10 protein-coding genes are annotated in these 19,319 nt (G+C 48.9%); all 10 read right to left on the bottom strand.

Features of this window, described 5'->3' with window-relative positions; all coding sequences use genetic code 11:
• Nucleotides 1-22: 22 nt before the first annotated feature.
• The 10 genes from BM030_RS15950 to BM030_RS15905 all read right to left on the bottom strand — a co-directional run bounded on the left by BM030_RS15950 (nucleotide 23) and on the right by BM030_RS15905 (nucleotide 19,186).
• Nucleotides 23-3,073: a SusC/RagA family TonB-linked outer membrane protein gene (locus BM030_RS15950; protein WP_090974599.1), complete on the bottom strand. Its 3,051-nt coding sequence runs from the start codon at nucleotides 3,071-3,073 to the stop codon at nucleotides 23-25.
• A 30-nt stretch (nucleotides 3,074-3,103) separates the two neighbouring features.
• Nucleotides 3,104-4,786 carry a RagB/SusD family nutrient uptake outer membrane protein gene (locus BM030_RS15945; RefSeq protein ID WP_244518999.1) on the bottom strand — a complete coding sequence of 561 codons (1,683 nt, stop codon included), beginning with the start codon at nucleotides 4,784-4,786 and terminating at the stop codon, nucleotides 3,104-3,106.
• Nucleotides 4,787-4,806: 20 nt separating this feature from the next.
• A complete protein-coding gene (locus tag BM030_RS15940; protein ID WP_244518997.1) occupies nucleotides 4,807-7,797 on the bottom strand; it encodes a SusC/RagA family TonB-linked outer membrane protein in 2,991 nt (996 codons plus the stop codon).
• Between the two features lie 170 nt (nucleotides 7,798-7,967).
• Complete coding sequence (locus BM030_RS15935; protein ID WP_090974598.1) at nucleotides 7,968-8,957, bottom strand: DUF4961 domain-containing protein; 990 nt, start codon at nucleotides 8,955-8,957, stop codon at nucleotides 7,968-7,970.
• On the bottom strand, nucleotides 8,957-9,406 hold the full coding sequence (locus BM030_RS15930) for a DUF5004 domain-containing protein (protein WP_090974635.1): 450 nt from the start codon (nucleotides 9,404-9,406) through the stop codon (nucleotides 8,957-8,959). The genes BM030_RS15935 and BM030_RS15930 overlap by 1 nt, the downstream gene beginning before the upstream one ends.
• Before the next feature lie 53 nt (nucleotides 9,407-9,459).
• Nucleotides 9,460-11,193, bottom strand: a complete 1,734-nt coding sequence (locus BM030_RS15925) for a RagB/SusD family nutrient uptake outer membrane protein (RefSeq protein ID WP_090974597.1) — start codon at nucleotides 11,191-11,193, stop codon at nucleotides 9,460-9,462.
• Between the two features lie 44 nt (nucleotides 11,194-11,237).
• Nucleotides 11,238-13,532, bottom strand: a complete 2,295-nt coding sequence (locus tag BM030_RS15920; protein ID WP_090974596.1) for a GH92 family glycosyl hydrolase — start codon at nucleotides 13,530-13,532, stop codon at nucleotides 11,238-11,240.
• Nucleotides 13,516-15,903: a GH92 family glycosyl hydrolase gene (locus BM030_RS15915; RefSeq protein WP_244518996.1), complete on the bottom strand. Its 2,388-nt coding sequence runs from the start codon at nucleotides 15,901-15,903 to the stop codon at nucleotides 13,516-13,518. The genes BM030_RS15920 and BM030_RS15915 overlap by 17 nt, the downstream gene beginning before the upstream one ends.
• 31 nt (nucleotides 15,904-15,934) lie before the next feature.
• Entirely contained in the window at nucleotides 15,935-17,341 is a 1,407-nt protein-coding gene (locus BM030_RS15910; RefSeq protein ID WP_090974594.1) for an SGNH/GDSL hydrolase family protein, read from the bottom strand.
• Between the two features lie 225 nt (nucleotides 17,342-17,566).
• A complete protein-coding gene (locus tag BM030_RS15905; RefSeq protein ID WP_090974593.1) occupies nucleotides 17,567-19,186 on the bottom strand; it encodes a DUF6377 domain-containing protein in 1,620 nt (539 codons plus the stop codon).
• Nucleotides 19,187-19,319: the final 133 nt, after the last annotated feature.

Here is a 19,319-nt window from a genome sequence, read left to right as displayed (position 1 = left end):
GTCAGTATATTTCACGCTATCATCAGAGCCCGATTTGAATACCTAAATTGATTACCCGTTGATTTTGATAGGCATCTCCGGCTGTATTCGAAGTGACTTCCGGATCCTGCTGATAGAGCGAATAGTTCGTCCACGTCAGCAAGTTATAGCCACTCAAGTAAACCCGTGCGTTGTTCATCTTGAACGGCAGCCAGCGATCGGGCAGTTGGTAGCCCAGTTCAACGGTTTTCAACCGGAGGTAGGTAGCATCAATCAACCAAAAATCAGACAGATAGGACGACGGGCTGTTGATGGTCGTCGGGTTTGTTGTCAACCGGGGGAACCGGGCAGTCGAAGCGGTTTCAGGAGTCCACCGTTGCTGATGGATGGGTTGAAACTGACTCTGAAACGGCTCAATGCCGCTTCCCTGCACACTGAAGCTATATCCCGTGGTCCCTTGCAGCAGCACATTGAAACTAAATCCTTTATAACTTCCTCCCAATGTCAGGCCAAAACTGGTGTTTGGTATATCCGGTCTGCCGATTGCAGTCCGGTCGAAATCATCGATCACGCCGTCATCGTTCAAGTCTTTATAGCGCAGATCGCCCGGGCGCACTTCGTAGCCACCTGCAGGTTTTGCACTTTCGGCGATGTTCTCCTCGGTATAAAAACCGTCGAACAGATACCCCATGGGCTGGTTTACCTGATGCCCCGTTAATCGTAGCCACGGAAAAGCGGGTGTAGGTTCATCCTGAAAGAGCACCTTATTTTTAAAATAAGTTAGCACACCTTTTACGTTGTAATTGAACGCGCCGATGTGATCGTTGTAGTTCAGCTCGAACTCCACCCCTCGGTTCCTTACGCGCGCGATATTGGTGGGCGACACTCCTACTCCGATGTTGAGTGGCAGCGACTGGGAAGTGACCAATTGGTCATATCGAATATTGTGGAAATAATCAACCATCAGCGAAAACCTATTCTTGAGGATACTCAAGTCCAGTCCGACATCAAATGAATTTTGCTTTTCCCAGGTCACGTTGCTGTTGCCGAGGTTGCCCTCGTAAATTGTACCGACACTCTGATGGGTCTCTCCGAACGAATAACTGCCGCCTGTGTTGTAAACCTGCTGGTATAGATAGCGATCGCCCGCCACTTTATCAGAACCCACCACCCCATAAGAAGCACGGAGCTTAAGCAAGTCGATGAAATCGAACCTGTTCCTGATGAACGATTCTTTCGCCACGTTATACCCTACCGATATGGCGGGGAAAAGCCCGTACCGCTTATCGGCCTGAAAGCGGTCGGATCCATTGTAGGCCGCCGTGATATCCACAAGGTACTTTTCGTTGTAGTTATAGCCGGTCCGGAAGGTAAATCCCTGGAAGTTCTGTGGAATCCAATTGGATTGTTTGTCGCCTTTGGTATTATAGGACTCCCGGTTATAAAGCAATAGCGTGTTGATTTGATGTTCGCCGAACGACCTGACATAATTAAAGTTGGCCTGTACATTTACCCGGCTATTGTAATCACCCTGGTAAGCACGGAGTGTATAGGGGCTCAAAACGTATGGCGCACCACCTTTAAGCTGGTATGAATCCGTTTCGGGGAAATACTGATATACCGGCAAATTATCCCTTGCCTGCTCACGTCCATTAGATTCAACACTCGCATAGGCAACACGGGCTGAAAAGGAAAGTCCCTTTGTGATGGCCGCTAAGTCCTGCGTTCCACCGAATAGGATATTCAGGTCGTTTCGCCGGTCCAGCCGGTATCCAGCTGTTGCCAACCGGGCATTGATGGTCGGCAACAAATCCTGCGTATCGTTGGCATAGGCATAAGACCCGTCGGGGTTAAGAAATGGGGCCGACCACGGACGGATTTTATTGAAGTTAAACACTTCACCTACAATGTTGCCTGCCCTAGGCGCGTTTATCCGATTAAAGTTTGCCCGGAAATCCAGGCGCAATTGCAGGCTTTGGGTTGCTTGGACGTCGAGGTTGGATCGCAGATTGAACCGCCGGTAATAGTAATTATTATTGACCTGGTCTCCGTGATCTTCGAAATTATAGAGATTGCCATCCTGGGAGAATGCGCCGCCGGAGATAAAGTACTTGATACTCTCGCTGCCCCCGGTTACATCCACGTTGCTGTTCCGTTGGAAACTCACCGGTTTGAATATCCGCTCGTACCAATTTACATCGGGATAAGCATACGGAGCATCACCCAGCCGGAAATGTTCCAGCGCTTCGGGGCTGAACGGCTGGTTGGTATTATCTCCTTCGGTATTGGCGATTGCTTCGTTCCAAAGCAGCGCGCTTTCGTAGGCATTCAGGAATTTCAAGCGGGTTACCGGACTTTGTGCTCCGGTTTCCAACCGAACATTGATTTTTGGTTTGCCGGATTCTCCACGACGGGTTTTTACTACCAACACCCCGTTTGCGCCTTTAATGCCAAACACTGCGGTGGTCGACGCGTCTTTCAGGATCGAGATGCTCTCGATCTCGTTTACATTGATTTGTGACAGTTGCTCATATGTATATTCAATATCATCTACGATAATCAGGGGCTGGTTTCCGTCCGGATTAAGCGAGCTTACGCCACGGATATAAAAATCAGAAGCATCCCTGCCGGGCTGTCCCGATCGCTGTACCGACACGAACCCAGGCAACCTACCTGCAAGGGTATTTTGCACATTAGCCGTGGGAATATGCCGTATATCCGCTCCCTTGATTGAACTAATCGCGCCGGTGCTGGTCAACTTCTTAGTCGTTCCGTAGCCAACCACCACCACCTCATTGATATCTTGGACGTTCGACTGCAGGATCACCTCCAATTCCTTTTCACCGGTAACCGACCGTTCCTGTGTGATATACCCCACGCTGCTGAACACCAATACGCTCCTGCCTTTACTCAACAAGATACGGAACCGGCCGTCTTGATCAGACTGGGCTGCATTGCTGCCGCCTTTCTCCGAGATGGTCACCCCGGACAACGGCCCCTCGGTATTTTTTACAATACCGGAGACTACGGTCTGTGCAACGAGTATAACGGGCGTTGCCACCATGACCAGTAAAAAATATATGCCCCTTTTCATACTTATTTCCAATAGAAGTTAACGATTTGATTACCAACCCGGATTTTGTATCATTTGTGGATTTTTGATGACCTCACTAAACGGAATCGGCGCCAAATACATCCGTTCGTCGAAATTCATTTTCAATACCGGAATGGGTTGCCGAATGACTCCGGTGCCGGTCTGATAGATGGTCATCCCGGACAATTCTTTGTTAAACTCCTGTTCAGCAATTTTCCATCTTCTTACGTCATAAAACCGATGCTCCTCAAAAGCGAGTTCCTTGCGGCGTTCGTTCCGGATAATTTCACGCATCTGCGATTGGCTGAGGCCGGCCTGAAGCTGGAAGGGCACCAGTCCGGCGCGTTGCCGGATTTGCTCCACCGCGCTATATACCTCGTGGTCGGGCGCGGCCAACCGTTCATTGCGTGCTTCAGCAAAATTCAGCAGCACTTCCGCATAACGAAAGAGAATATGATCGTGGTTTACGTTGCTATAATTGACGGCCGATTCAAAATTTCCCATAAATTTCCGCAGGTAATAACCGGTTTTCGTCTGCTGCTTCGTCCCCCCCGGCTTATCGGCACCCCCTTCAAAGGTTTCCACCGGACGGCTTAGCCACGGGGCACCGTTATAGAAGATGGTGGCATAAAAGCGCTTATCCCGGTTTACATAGGGATCATTTTCGTTATATCCGGAATTCGGATCGTCTATGGGCAGCCCGTTGGCCATACCAAACGCGTTTACCAGCTCCTGCGTAGGGCTTGTCCGACCGTTATTGACTCCGGAGGAATACCCCACAGGCCCATTATTGTTCTCTACGCTGGTGTTATTTCCGCCTTGTTTCGAAAATATACGCTCGCGATTCCGGGTTATGAATACGTCCTTGAACTCCGGTTCGAGTGCAAACAGATTCAGTTCCAAGATGTCGCGCGCCGCATTTTCTGCCACTTCCCACCGGTTGGCAGAAAAGTCTGTATATCCCGTAAGGGAGTTTTGCGGATCGATATTCTCCCCGTTGAACAACGGGCTGGCCGCGTATAACAGCACCCGTGCTTTGAGCGCTAACGCGGCCGCCTTGGTTGGTCTTTCGTAGAAAGCAAGGTTAAACGGATCGGTCCGCAAGCTGTCTTTAATGGCGTCACATTCACTGACGATAAACGCTACGCACTCCCGAAAATCCTGACGGGGCAGTTCGATATTATCAGTCAGTTGATATACTTTATTACCGAGCAAAGGTACTCCACCGTGGCGCTTGACCAGTTCAAAGTAAAATAACGCCCTCAGAAACCGGGCTTCCGCTTTCCATACCCGATTAAATGAAGTTCCGTTGGCCAGCTTCCCCTTCAAGGGTACTCGATCGATATTCGCAATAAAAATGCTTGCGCGACGGATTCCTTGGTAGCAGGAAGCCCACCGGTTATCTTGATAATTGTCGGACGCATACGCTCCCATTGCCAATTGCTGTACGGAAGTGTTGGTCGGGTTTGAAGATACCGCATCATCCGTAGCGGCATCCAAAAAATCTCCCCCTACGCGGTTCCCCGTCTCAGGCAGGAAGCGGTAGCAGTCCAATAAAAACCGGTTAGCCTCGACGCCTGCCGAGTCGTTTTCATCAAATACCTGGTACAAGGTTTGTAATTCGATAGGCTCAACCTCGAGGTCGCTACTACAGGCAAAGACAGCGACTGCGAGTCCGACGAAAATAAACCATTTTAGATGCATGTAGTTCATATCTTTAACTGATTTCAGGTTTATAATTTGACATTCACCCCAAAACTGATCACACGCTGAATGGGATACGCGGTATCGCCATTGATCTCGGGGTCCAGCCTATCATACGGTGTAAGGGTAAACAGGTTCTGCGCATTGGCAAAAATACGGAAGGCGGAGACCCTGATTTTCCGACTCAAGGAGAACGGGAACGTATAGCCCAGGTCGACATTTCGTATCCGCAGGTATTCGCCTGACCGTGTCCAATAGCTTGACGTGTTGAGATACGGCGTGTTGGTCGGATCTGCACCGATGGTCAGGCGCGGATACGTCGCCGTTTCGGCGGTCTCCGGCGTCCACCGGCCAAGCAGGTAGGTGTATCCTTGGCGTTCCCCGCTGCTACCGAAGGAATAATCCGTTTGCTGGTATGTACGGTTGGCAACTCCCTGTAGCAGGACGGCAAGATCAACTCCTTTGAAATTGAACCCGATGGTAGTTCCGAAATACAATAAAGGTTTCGTATTGCCGATAGCCGTTTGGTCGTAGATATTGATGATGCCATCGTTATTCAGGTCAACCAATTTGACATCTCCGGGATGCACTTGATTTCCACCGAGAAGCGGGGCAGCGTCGGCTTCCGCCTGATTTTTTATCAATCCGTCGGCTAGATAACCAAACGTCTGTCCGACCGGCATTCCGGTACGGCGGTTCCAAGGATACTTCTGGAAAACTTCGTTCATGTATAGCACTTCGGTGCGCATCCGCGAGGCATTGGCTGCAATAAAATAATGGAAGCCGCCCACCCGGTTCTGGTAGGTGATCGCAAGTTCCTGTCCTTCATACCGGTTCTTGCCGATGTTTTCGTTTGGATAGCCAATTCCAATCAGTTCAATAGTGGATCCACGTTGCTGCAACAGATCGTAATAGGTATCCCGGTAATATTCCGCAGATAGGCTAAGAGAATTCCACAGCGACACATCCAATCCCACATTGAACTTATGTCCTTTTTCCCAAGTCGCATCGACATTCGCCAGACCTTTCTCCACCAAACTGCTTACGAACGAATATTCCGAACCCACGTTATATCCATTGACACCGTCTTGACCGAAGGAAGGCCGCCAGCTGTAATAACCCAACGCGCCTTCATTCGTGTTGCCGGTTTTACCATAGGTGGCCCGCAATTTCAATTCCGTCAACCAATCGGATTGGTCGGCCAAGAAAGCTTCCTGGGCCGCATCCCATGCCAGGCCTACGGCGTAGAACAGTCCGAATTTCCTCCCCGGTTGGAAGCGGTTAAAGCCGGAGTAATTGGCTGCGAACTCGGCAAAATACTTCTTCCGGTAGGCGTAATTTGCGGTGGCTGCCACGTTGGTGTGGATGGCAGGTAAATCAAACTGGTAATTTGCCGTCTGTTGATCCATGAAAATCCGCGCTCCTATCAGGTGATCGTCGTTAATATGGGTATCGTATCCGAGGCTTCCCTGGTAATAGATGAAATTTGCGGTAGATGTCGTAGCAAACGAGTTGGGCTGGTCCGCTATATTGCCGTACCGTACGTATATGAGTTCTCCCTGTTCATTGTAACGGACGTCGTACACCGGTTGCTGGCGGCTCCGGTCAATTAAGCTGGACGAAGTCGATGAAACGTTGAATTTACCTTTGGCATATAATCCAGGCAGCCACCAGTCAAACCGGTAATTGAAATCGAGGTTTGCCAACACGTCGCGGGTATTATCCAAGCGATATCCCGAGCCGGTAACCTGTTGATACAGGTTAGTGGTATATTCGGACGAACCGCCGTAACTGCCATCGTCGTTAAAAATTGGATAGGCGTTATTCGGTGTAGCATGTAAGGCATTGAGTATGCTTCCTACGCCAGCTCCGGGCTGCCGCCCCTCTTGAATCCGGCCGAACAGCTGGAGTCCGATGGTGAGATCGCTCGTCACATCGACATCGATGGAACTATTGATCAGGTACCTTTGTTGCCTTAAGTTGGTTTCGTAATTAAACTGATCGGACGACTGGAACATTCCCTCCTGGTTCAGGTAACTTAACGACAAAGCGTAGCGCGCGGTCTCTGTCCCACCGTTTACCCCGAGGTTATATTTGGTTATGGGGTTATTCTTATTTAAAACGGTCTCATACCAATTCACATTGGGATAAAAAAGCGGAGAATTCCCGCTTTTAAACGCATCAAAGTCTTCCTGTGAATACACCGGCGGCCGCCCACTATTTAATAAGGCCTCGTTGTACAAGTAGGCATATTGATGAGCGCTCAACGGCTCGGGCCGTTTCAATGCATTCTGCACACCGGTTTGCGCAGTAAATGAAATACGCGGAGGCCCCGGCTTGCCTTTTTTGGTGGTAATCTGCAGCACTCCCCTGGAGCTTCGTTGCCCCAAGAGGATGGCCGATAACGCATCCTTCGCAACGGTAACCGATTCGATACTTTCCGGATCAATCGAGTAAATTTCCCGTTGAACTCCGTCAATTAGCACCACGGGATTTTGTCCGCGTAATTGAAAAGCCACCTCCGAATTGTCACTAAGGCTGGTGCTGTATTTCGTAGCGTCTGTGGGCAGCGAACCCGCCAGGTCATTTGCGGTAATCGGAGCGGTACGTGCCGACCGAAATCCGCTGGTTTCCTGCGTGTATAATCCGGGCAGCCTACCGGTCAATGCATTGAGATACAAGGGGGTAGGTGTCGATTTCAGTTGACTGTTATAAACAACCGCGACGGACCCGATAACCGAATTCCGGTCACGTTTATCGTGCAGCACGTCAACCGTCGCAGGTTCTTGCAGGTAATTCGGAACCATTGCTACGGTGGTCATCGCTTTAACCGCCAACGTTTTGGGATAGTAAGCCGGATGCCTCAGTAATATACGCATATCCGGCCCCACAACAGCGATATCAATCTCACCCCGCTCATCCGTCTCGCCCAGGAATTCCTCCTGCAATGAATAGATTTTTACATCCGGTAACGGTTTCCCATATTCATCAACTACTTTGATGGGCCTGCTTTCTCCCATTTGATTAAACGCACAGCACCTGGTACCTGACTTATCGACTCCTGCGTACGCAACTTGATTTGCCGTGAGTAGCAGGAGTAAACCGGTTGCACTGATTTTTATATAGTGACTCAACATTTCCAAGTTAATTTGGTTAGTATGTAACTTCATTCAACTGCTAAACAGCCCGCTCATTGACAACGAAACGTATATCTAAAAGGCTCTTCGGTTTTACCGTATCCCACGCGTAAGGTACCGCTGGCATCGGTATAGAAGTATTCAAGACGGGCGATCCGCTGGCCCCTTTCGACATTGAAAAATCCCCTCGGCCAAAAATCCAGCAGAAACTTTCTGCCACCTATGCTCCTGAGCCGGGTTTTATCGGTCTGCTCGTTAACTTCGTCAATAAGCAACCCTTCTTCATCAAAGCATCGGATGGCTAAATAGATATCTTCTTGATTATCCAGTACGGTGTGAGTAACGCCCGCATCAAATGTCAACGTGACGATATCGTTGTCCAGGCTCCTGACAGGTTGCACCGTGGCCAACTGCGGATTAACAAAGTCAATCACGTCGCCCTCCCCGCCGGTAACTTCAAATACTTGTGAAAACGCGACCTTTTTATAATCCGTATCTTCGGGACGGAGGTTTTCAATGGAAGAACCGACGTAGAAGCCCAATCGGACCAACATGTTTTCTGCTCCGACGTTACATTCTACATTCACATCGAAACTGATATCTTCATTGTTGCGGAACGTATAAGATTGGGTACTCCGGTATACAATCCACTCAAAATCGTCCACCAGATTCGGGCCGATTCCAAACATATTTTTGGCTGCCTGATGCCAGCTCAGGCCCGACACCGGCTCTATTTCTGAGTCCGGTATCATACGCATGACGCCGTTTCCCTTCGGACTGGTGAACGTTAGCACCGCATTTTGCCGGGCATTCCAGCTTTTTGGAACCATGATGCCGGCGAGCAACTGGGTAGTATAGGTTCCCGGTTCCTCTATCCGGGGCTCTGCGCCGCTATGCATCACAAAGGTTACGCGTTCATTTACCATCGCTTGTTCGGGCACAGTCACCGTCAGGGCCGTCAGTCCGCAATGCACCAGGAACATAGTAACGAAAAGACCAACGAGCAGGTAAATGTATAATAATGTATGGGTTGCCTTTTTCATCAGTTTTGGTTTTCGCGTTCAAAATTAAATTGATACGTATTGCTTTCGCATCCGAGGCTGAAGGATAGGCTTAACTGCCGCTTGCCTTTAACCATCGGAAATTGGAACCTTGCCACCACGTCTTCCTCAACACCCTCAGGCGTCAACACCAGTGCAAATGGATATTGCGGGTCGCTGAGCTTATACGTACCGGGAGCATCGGCAATAAACGGCAGTTGATTGGCCAATGTGTAGGTTCCATCTGAATTAAATCCGATGCGGAAGCCCGAAAGGTCAAGGCGCTCGCTCAAATCCTCGCCATTTCTTGTAAGCTGGACCACTTTCCAGCTGCCAGTGATGTCTTTCACCGCCTCGGCTGTCGGCACGTTTGAGACTTCGTCCTCACAGGACGAAAGTCCTATCAGCCCCAAAACCAGTAAGGCTGCAGATAATACGAAATTGACTTTCATAATGCGTTGTTTTAATCGGGAATGAACTCGCGTGAACGATTTAATCAGTTCCATCAATATCCCGGATTTTGAATTAAATCGGTTGATTTTGCCACTTCTGATTGCGGAATGGGCCACAAATACATGCGCGGGTTAAATATGCGCTTTCGCACGTTTATGGTATGATAAACGGTTCCGGAAGACGTTCGTACCGGTTCCGTGCCGTGCAATTGGGCATTTTCGACCATCTCGGCGATCTTCCAGCGTCTGACGTCAAAAAACCGATGTCCTTCGAACGCCAATTCCTTTTGTCGCTCATTTCGGATAATTTCCCGCATTTCAGCTTGGGTTAATCCGGCCCGCAGTTGGTAAGGCGACAGGCCTGCCCGTTCGCGGATGGCTTCCACCGCTTGGTAGACCTCTTGGTCGGGCGAGGCAAGCCGTTCGTTACGTGCTTCGGCATAATTCAGTAGAATTTCCGCGTACCTGATGATGGGGAAGCACCGCGGCGTATAGGTATTGAACCAATCTGCCGCCACATTCCGATTGAGCATCTTATACGTATAATACCCGGTTGGCGTCCCTTTATAGACGGCATCCTGGCCGGAAGTGATGTTATTGGGGTCGGTTTTATTGACATAGATATTAACGGGCCGTCTTGTCAATCCATCCCGGTGAAAAACCAGCGATTGATCCCGCGTAATCGTATTGGCAAACCTTGGGTCTCGGTCTTTATAAGGCTGTTCAGGGTCATACCCCGACGCCGGATCGTCAATAGGCAAACCATTTTTCATACCAAACGCATTGACGACTTCCAGGTACGGACGGGCACCGGGACTGGTAACGCCAAAGGTTGGCGGATTCCAGATTCCTTCCAGGTCACTGTTTGAAGCCTGCATCCGGGCCAGTAGGTACTCCGTGTTCTTTCGCAACTGGAAGACTTCGTAAAACCCGTAGCCAGGTTCCGTTTCGTTATCGACATGCAGACGATATTGCCCGCCAGAACCTTCAATCACCTGTGCCGCAGCTTCCTCTGCCCGCTCCCACCGCGAAGGGTTGACGTCAGGATAACCGACGACCGAACGCAAACGCTCGTCTGTTACCGCCGACTCACCGTTAAACAACGGACTGGCGGCATACAGCAGCAGGCGCGATTTCAGTCCATAACAGGCCGCTTTGCTGATGCGTCCGTAATTTTCACCGACATGCATCCAGGGCAGATCTTCTGCGGCGGCGTCACATTCATCCACGATGTACTCCACGCACTCTTCAAACGTATTACGTGTGGCAGGAACACGGTCTTCTTTCTGGTAGACACTATCGCCCATTAGCGGTACCCCCCCATAATGCTCCAGCAGAATAAAATAGTAATACGCCCTCAAAAAGCGGGTTTCTGCCTTAACCCTTATTTTGATATCCTCACCGAATTTAGCGTCCGGCAGATTCTTGAGCATAATATTGGCCCTTCGGATGTTTGTGTACGCCGTGGTCCAGGCATCTTTCGTGATCATAGTTGAGTTGACCGTACCGGTGGCAAACTGAATGAATGTATTGATACTTCCCAAACCGGTGCCTTCCGCTTCATCCGTGCATGCATCCAGCCCACCCCCGCCAAATCGCTTTGGCCAGGTAGCAAAACCGATATCCGCATACATACTCGAAAGGAAATCGATGGTGTAGGCGCTGTCTGAAAACACGACCTTTTCATTCAGATCGGTCGATTGCGTCTGGTCCAGAAAACCTTGTTTGCTGCACGACGCACCCACAAGCGCAATTAGCATTGCGAAAATAAGACACCTCTTTTTCATAACTTAATCTATAATTTGGGTACTATACTGGTCTTTTCAATCGATTAACGGACGGAACCTTCGTTCACCGATAACGGACTTAATGAAAATGGTCTGGATTTGCTACTGATCCCCCGGTCAAAATTCGGCGTATCGCCCATTACAAACTCGATATCGCCTCCGTTGATGATGTCCGAATACGTGATGTAATTCTTGTCATACGGCTTCCCGTTTAGACGCGCCGACTGGATATACACCTGCTCTGGACCGTTGTTGATTGCCCGGATGGTAAAACGCTTTCCATTTTCCAGGGTGATCGTGGCCTTTTCAAAAAGCGGACTGCCAATCACGTATTCATCGGTTCCCGGGCAAACACTATAGATTCCCAGCGCGCTCAATACATACCACGACGACATCTGGCCCTGGTCTTCATCGCCCGGATATCCTTTTTCGGTGGCATTGTACAGCTTCGACATCACCATGCGGACCTGCTTCTGTGACTTCCAGGGTTGCCCGCTGAAGTTGTAGAGATACGGAACGTGTTGTGTCGGCTGGTTTCCATGCGCATACTGACCCATTTTCGCCAGTAACATCTCCCGCATTTCGTGAATTTCCCTTCCATAGGATCCGTATTCAATACGCTGCTCCATCGTGAAAAAGGAATCCAATTTCGCATTAAATCGCTCTTCACCGCCGATGAGGTTAATGAGACCGTTCACATCGTGCAATACCGACCATGTATATTGCCACGCATTTGCCTCGGTAAAAGGCCCGCCCCATTCGACGGGATCAAAATCCGGAAGCCACTCGCCGTTTACCTGTCTTCCGCGCACAAAGTTGACCGTCGGATCAAATACATTTCTGTAATTATACATTTGCCGTGCAAACACATTTTGGTAAAAATCATTGCCGACCGCCTTTGCCAACTGGTAACCGCAGAAATCATCGTACGCATACTCCAAGGTCTTTGCCGTGCTTTCATGAATTTCACCATACGGTATGTAACCTTTTGTAAAGTAATCTTTCCACCCTTCCCTTCCGTTGGACCCACCCCAAATTCCTTTAGTTGTCACTTCGTGGTAATACGCCTGTAATGCACTGTCAGGGTTGAAGGTGCGGATTCCTTTTACCCAGGCATCGGTAAGCAACGATATGGCATGGTTTCCGATCATGACACCGGACATTCCCGGGTTGGACCAGGTAGGAAAAAAGCCGGCCTGTTGTTGGGCATCCAGCAACGACTGCATGTGCCTGCCCTGCATTTCTGGATGCAGGATGTTGCTTAGCGGAAACTGTGCCCTGAAGGTGTCCCAAAATCCGTTGTCCGTATACATGTAGCCGGAATAGATTTTCCCATCGTAGGGGCTATAGTAGCGGGGATCGCCGTTGGCATCCAGTTCGTAGAATTTCCGCGAAAAGAGATTGGCCCGAAACAGGCAGGAATAGAACGTAGCCTTTTCTTCCTCCGTTCCGCCTTCCACCACGATACGGTTCAGCAATTTATTCCAGATGTCAAAGGCTTTATTTTTTGTCGTTTCAAATCTTTTAGCATCACCCAATTCTTGTTTAAGGGTCAACTCGGCCTGCTGGGGATCGATATATGACGAGGCCACCTTCACCTCGACGGTTGTACCGGGGGCGAATTCAAGATACGCCCCCACTCCTTTTCCCGTGTCATGCAGGTTGCCTTCCTTTATGTGGTCCTGCGTATTTTCCCACGTGCCGAAACTTTTGAAATCGCGGTCGAACACAAGGACAAAATAGTTTTTGAAATTTCCGGGAACAAAACGGCCGTTATTGACAAAGCCGATAATCTTGCGTTCCTCCGGAATGATCGTCACTTCGCTATCCTTGATATACCCATCCAGCACCAGATATGCTTTTTGCTTACCGGGAAAACGAAACCGCATATGCGCTCCTCGCTCGACAGGACTTATTTCAGCCCGTATGCCGTTATCAAATTGAACGGCGTAGTAATGTGGCTTAGCTACTTCATGCTCGTGACGGAATGCCAAGGCACGGGCATCTTCGTTGACCACCAGGTTTCCGAGGCCCGGCATGAGCGAAAAAACTGCATAGTCATTCATCCAAGGACTGCACTGGTGTACCTGCTGGAACCCCCGAATGGTATTGGCTTTGTATTGGTATTTCCAGCCATCTCCGTTTTTGCCGGTCTGTGCAGAAAAGAAGTGTACGCCAAATGGCAATCCGACGGTTGGATACGTATTTCCGTAAGATAACGCCCATTCGGAATCGGTTCCCTGTAAGGTATTTACATATTTCACCAAATCCCGTTCTTGCGCAAAAGAAAATGCGAGCGTAAAGAAAACGATTGGTAATATTTTAATCTTCAACCCCATTTTTCACCGTTTTAGCTACCTGTTGATTGATCCCCCAATCGTGATTAGGCTGGGGTCCCATGAACAATTCAAGTGTACCGCCTGAAACGATATCGTAAAAATCGATATAGCACTTGTTATATGGTTGCCCGTTCAGCAATGCCCTTTGGATGTACACATGTTCGGGTGCATTCTGATGGGCTTTGATTTTAAAAGACTTTCCGTTGAAATATTGCGGATCCAGTGCAAACTCCACTTCGTCAAATAGCGGGCTTGTTATCTCATATCGCGTACTCCCCGGACACGACGGGTGTATACCAGCGGCGGCCAGCACGTACCAGGCCGACATTTGTCCGACGTCCTCGTTTCCTACGATGCCTTCCACGGAATTTTTATAGGCTTTGTCGCAGATATGACGGGTCCATTTTTGTGTCAACCACGGAGCGTCCAGATGGTTAAAGAGAAAGGGCACGAGATGTACCGGCTCATTGGCATGATTGTAATAATCGTTCCACAACATATGGTCTGGCGTTTGTTCGAAAAAATTCGTGAGGTCTTCCAGCGTCTTGCTGCGTCCTCCCATTAATTCAATCATGCCGGGAATATCATGCGGAACGAACCATCCTTGTTGGTAGGGGTTGGACTCGATACTCCCATACCATTCTTTGGTGCGGGCACTGTCTGGCCATTCTTCCCAGGAACCATCGTTCCGACGTGGCCGGAACCACCCCTTTTCAGGATCGAAAATATTTCGGTATGCTTGCGCCTTCTGGCGAAAACGCTGTCCTTCCTCTTTTTTACCTAATCCATCGGCCAATTGGGCGACACACCAATCGGTATACGCGTATTCCAATGTATTGGAAATGCTAAACGGTGGACCGGTGTAGCCCAGTTTGTCGTTGCCGAAGAGCGCTGATGTATTGACTGCGTATTGGTACGCTTTTTCCACATCGTAGTCCCTAATGCCCTTTACATAAGCGTCGGCCAGCACGGATAACGCCGGATTACCAATCATACACCCCGAATATGCATTCAATAACTCCCACCGTTCAAAATAGCCGCGACCCGATTCATCGGCAAGCGAGATCAATGAATTCAATTGGTCGCTAACCAGTCGGGGGTTGATCAGGGTCTGCAGTGGAAACTGACTGCGGAAAACGTCCCACCCGCTAAAAATGGTCCGCCTTGTATACGTTCCACGTTCGTGTATTCGTTTGTCGCCGCCGATAAACCGGCCATCGACATCCGAATACATCCGGGGATCGATCATCGTATGATAAAGCGCTGTATAGAATATCGTCTTTTGGTCGTCCGTTCCGCCCTGCACCTTAATACCCGATAACGATTGGTCCCATAGTGCCAACGCTTCAGCTCGCACCTGATCAAAACTCTTTCCTTCTATTTCACTTCTGAAATTGTTTTCAGCACCACCCATATCGACGAACGAAATACCCACCTGCAACGTAATTTCTTCGTTTTCATGCGTTTCAAAATCGGAGAAGAAGCCCAGGTGCTTTCCTTCCAATTCGGTCTGTCCCCGGATGATTTCGGCCTTTTCCACACGTCGGAGGTAGGGTTCGCTCACGACATCGTCCCGCTTCCGGGGCCAGTCATCCGGAATATCGGCCCGCCAAAAGCCATGGTTATCCAGTGGCTTACTGAAACGTGCGTAGAAATAAACTGTATAGTCTGCGTTTCCTTCGCCATTTCCCCAGCCCCCCCCATCCGGTGTACACTTCATCCATCCTTGGATGGTTTGGTTATCAACCTTGCGGATATACTGCTTAACGGATGTACCACCCACACGTCTGGCTAGATCGATCTGTATCCGGGATTCCTTATTTTCTGGAAACGTGAACCGGATCATTCCACTGTGGGGAGCGGCAGTCGTTTCGACCTTGATTCGATAATCCGTGAGTTCCACGGCGTAGTAGCCCGGTTTGGCGACCTCGGAATCTTTATTATAATAGGAACGGTATCCCCGGATACTTCCATCCTCTTTTCCTGCAATCGTTTTCAATTTCCCCGTGGTAGGCATCACCAAAAAATTACCGAGGTCGCCGAACCACCCTACCCCACTCATTTGCGTAAACGCGAAGCCTTCTATGGTCTTGTGTTCAAAACTGTATCCGGGGCTGTTATCTCCTCCGGTTATGGTATTGGGGCTGACCTGCACCATTCCATAAGGCGTCGTTGCACCTGGAAACGTTTTTCCGAGCCCGTGATAAACCCCCGCTGCTCCGACGCTCGTACTTGCCCCGATAAATGGGTTTACAAAGTCCGTGGCGGACACGTTTTCCGCCTCCTTATCGCCCGAGCAGGCGCTAGCCAAAAAAACAACAACCCCCAGGCAATAGCCCATCCGCTTCCCCCTCGTGAATGACTGTCTCATTACTATGTTACTTCGTTATACCTTACTTGTGTTATTGAATGGGGACAAGCCTGAATTTCCGTGTCTTCGGCATCGCAGCATGCTGGATATCCCTTACCAACTGGTCCTGTTGATCCTGCCAGGCCTTCCTGACCTCCGGCAACATGGCCTTCGCATACAGGTCTCTTTTTGCCCGTAGCCAACCGTCGGTTGCAATATGCTGATCCATTACCTGGATTGCCTGGCGATTATTGGCATTCAGCAATCCCTTGGGCTGGAAAAAATTGTACTGTACCCACGCATAATCCCTGAACCTCCGTTCAATCTCCCATCGCTCTTCATTTAAATACATGACGCCCAATGCTTGCTGGTATTGGGGTGTATGGGTTAATGCCGCCAGGTTTATGCCTTGGGCGAAATCTTCCGCAGACCATATGCCGATTTCTTCTTCATCGATGAACAGCTTATGGCGCCCTTTCAGTCCTTTCACGATCAAGCGCTCCTGATTCATTTCCTCCATGAAGGGAATGGCCCGGAGCGCATCGTATTGACTTTTTTTACTGCCCCACCCCCTTGGAACGGTGTCCAACGGATAGGGCAGCGAATTCGCTTTGTATTCAAAAGTAACACCCGTGGGCGTCTTCTTGACGTTTGACAAGCGGCAATTGACAGCCGAAACAATTTTTTGAGTACCTGCGTCAATGACTATTTCGGCAACCTTGTTGCCAGCAAACCCCTGCGCCTTTAGAAACAGGTACGCCATTACCATATGTCCGTCGTTGTCGGGATGAATACGATCGCTTCCGCAAAGCGTGAATGCCGGTTCTTGCTGCTGGATGCGTTCATTGATACGCGTCATCGGCCGATTAAGGTCGAGAAACTCCCAATGGTTTGATTGAGCGGATGCCCTTTGAAAATCCACGATGCGGAGCATCGCCGCGTTTTTTCCCTTAAAAGGTAGATTTCCCTCAAGCACAGCTCCTTCGTCATAAGGCGAACTCCCCATTAAGACAATCCGGGTATCGTGAAGTTCCTTATACCGCTTTTCCATTTCCTGAAACGCCATCGCAGATTCCTTTACTTTCTCATCGGCAAACTTATCCGGCTCGGAGCCATTATATTCAAGATACCCTGAATCGTTCATGCCAAACGTCGTTACAAGCACGGTGGGATGCCTACTAAAAACATCTCCATCCAAGCGTTTGACCATTTCGATGACCCGATCCCCACCGATCCCTGCGTTCTGTATGGATACCTTCATTTCCGGAAATCGTGTCATATAATAGAGCCATATATACGCATGATAATGCCCTCCATCGGTGATGCTATTTCCTAAAAAAACAACCCGGTCATCGTTTCTGAACGGAGTGATTTCTTGGGCCCGGACCGTTGCTCCCGCCAAGAAGACAAACAAAACAAGGTTGCATAGCCAAGCGATCACGGAAAGACGATTGTTCATATCGGTACTTATCAATTTTAACGTTTATAATTTAAGGTTACGCGTTAGCCGGAATGCAGATTTCACCTGATTTCCACGTACCGGCAAATTTATACACCAAGAGGCCCACCTGCATGCGCAAGTAGGCCTCTTGGTAAGATATTTTTATTTTTAAAAAACGTAAAATTCTTTAAACAAGCAAGTTAACAGCAACAGGCAGCGAGCAATTGGTAAACACACGAGAATCTATCGGACAGGAAACGTACCGATTTTTTTAACTTTTTCTTCAAAGTGATCGATGTCGACAGCGGCTTTTCCCTTCACTTTACTCTTATAGTTATAAATCGTTTGTATGGAATACCTCAGAAACGTAGCAATTTGATTGACATCTGTTATGCCTAGCCGGATCAAGGCAAATATGCGAAGTTCGGTGTTCAGGTGATCTTTTTTAAGCACATACCGCTCATCCTCCCGGAGCAACGCATTGAACTCTTCCACGAAATCCGGATATACCTCCAGGAACGTGCTGTCGAAGTCTGTATACAATTCTTGCGCGTCTTTTTCAAGCGTAGCCATCGATACGCTCAGCTTTTGCAATTCGTCCAGCTGTCCGGCTTTAATTTTCCTGTTCACGGTTTTCCGGAACTCGTCCAACTTATCGAGGTATACGGCGCATTGGTTAATGTAATAACCGATATAACGCTCGCGTATCAGGTTAGCCTCATCCAGCCGCTGGTTGACGGAGACTAACTGTTCGTTAATGGTATTCAAGTTCCGTTTGGCTCGCGATACGGTTTTTATTTGTTTGTAAAGAAAGTATAAGGTAACGACCAAGACAATGAGGAAAACACTTATCGCCAATGCATAAGATCTCAAATTTTTTCGTTGCTGTTCGATCTTTGCCAAGTACATGGCCTCAATTTTGGGTTGCGTACGTGCGATCACCGCATTCCTGAAACGAGAATTATAAAAATTTGCGTCGTCAAGGGCCGCTTGGATATAATTGTAGGCCCGGTCTACTTCTCCCTGCTCGTATAAATAGATAGCCAACGTTAATAAGGATTCGTTTTCTTTCACGGCTAGCCTCACATCCGTTATGGCTGCAAGCAGCAGGTACTTTTCCTGCAACGATTGATTTCCGAGTTCTTTGTGAATCATAGACAATCCCATTGCAGCCATCGCATACCCGTGGGAATCCACCTGCTCCCTCTTAAACAATTCTGTCTGGATCTCGGCAGAGGCTTCAAAGGCGCCTTCCGCCTTCAGCTTGAACGACTTTTCCTTCAGGTAGGTATCCGATTCCTTTCCAAGCAAGTTCATCAATGTATCCCTGTATCTCGCAATTTCCCGTATGTGTACCGCTTCGTACTTCGGATGATCGGTATATTTTATCAGATTTTCATTATATCGGATGTAGCCCCAACAATAAAAAACCTTCAGGTGATGCGGCAATGCGTTGTATTCAATGCCACCAAACACCTCGGAGGCTTGGGTAAACAAGCCCGATATCGATAGCACAAAAGCTAACCTCAATCGGCTCTCATCCATAAATTCCCGGTTGTTCAAGGTTTTCGCCAATTGGATATTGCGGTCTATGTAACCCAATGCAGAATCACATATAAAGGATTGATATTCCGATATCAGTCTGGTATTCAACTGAAAGCGCTTCTCAGGCGAATGCTCATGTTTAAGCAGCCGTTTTATTTCGTCAATTTTCTGTTCCTTTTCCGACATGTAAACCGTGCGTTTCGCGATGGTTTTATCCAATACCCGCAACAGCGAATCTATTTCAGCGCCGCGGCTCTTCGGAAAGGACAACGTACTGGAACCCAGTACATAAATTATGATGAACAACAGTCTCTTCATTTTCAATAGCAATAATTGGCTGGCAAGTTGTTGTGAAGTACAAAGCTAAAGAAATATACGTAGAAAAAAGACCGTGGACGAATACGAAGGGGATGGATAACACTGGATAAGATTGCAGCTGCAACGCTCCGTG

This window comes from Parapedobacter composti (genome assembly GCF_900112315.1).
GTDB classification, from domain to species: Bacteria; Bacteroidota; Bacteroidia; order Sphingobacteriales; family Sphingobacteriaceae; genus Parapedobacter; species Parapedobacter composti.
The sequence above is the reverse complement of the archived record's forward strand: the minus strand, read 5'-3'. Positions and strand labels throughout refer to the sequence as shown.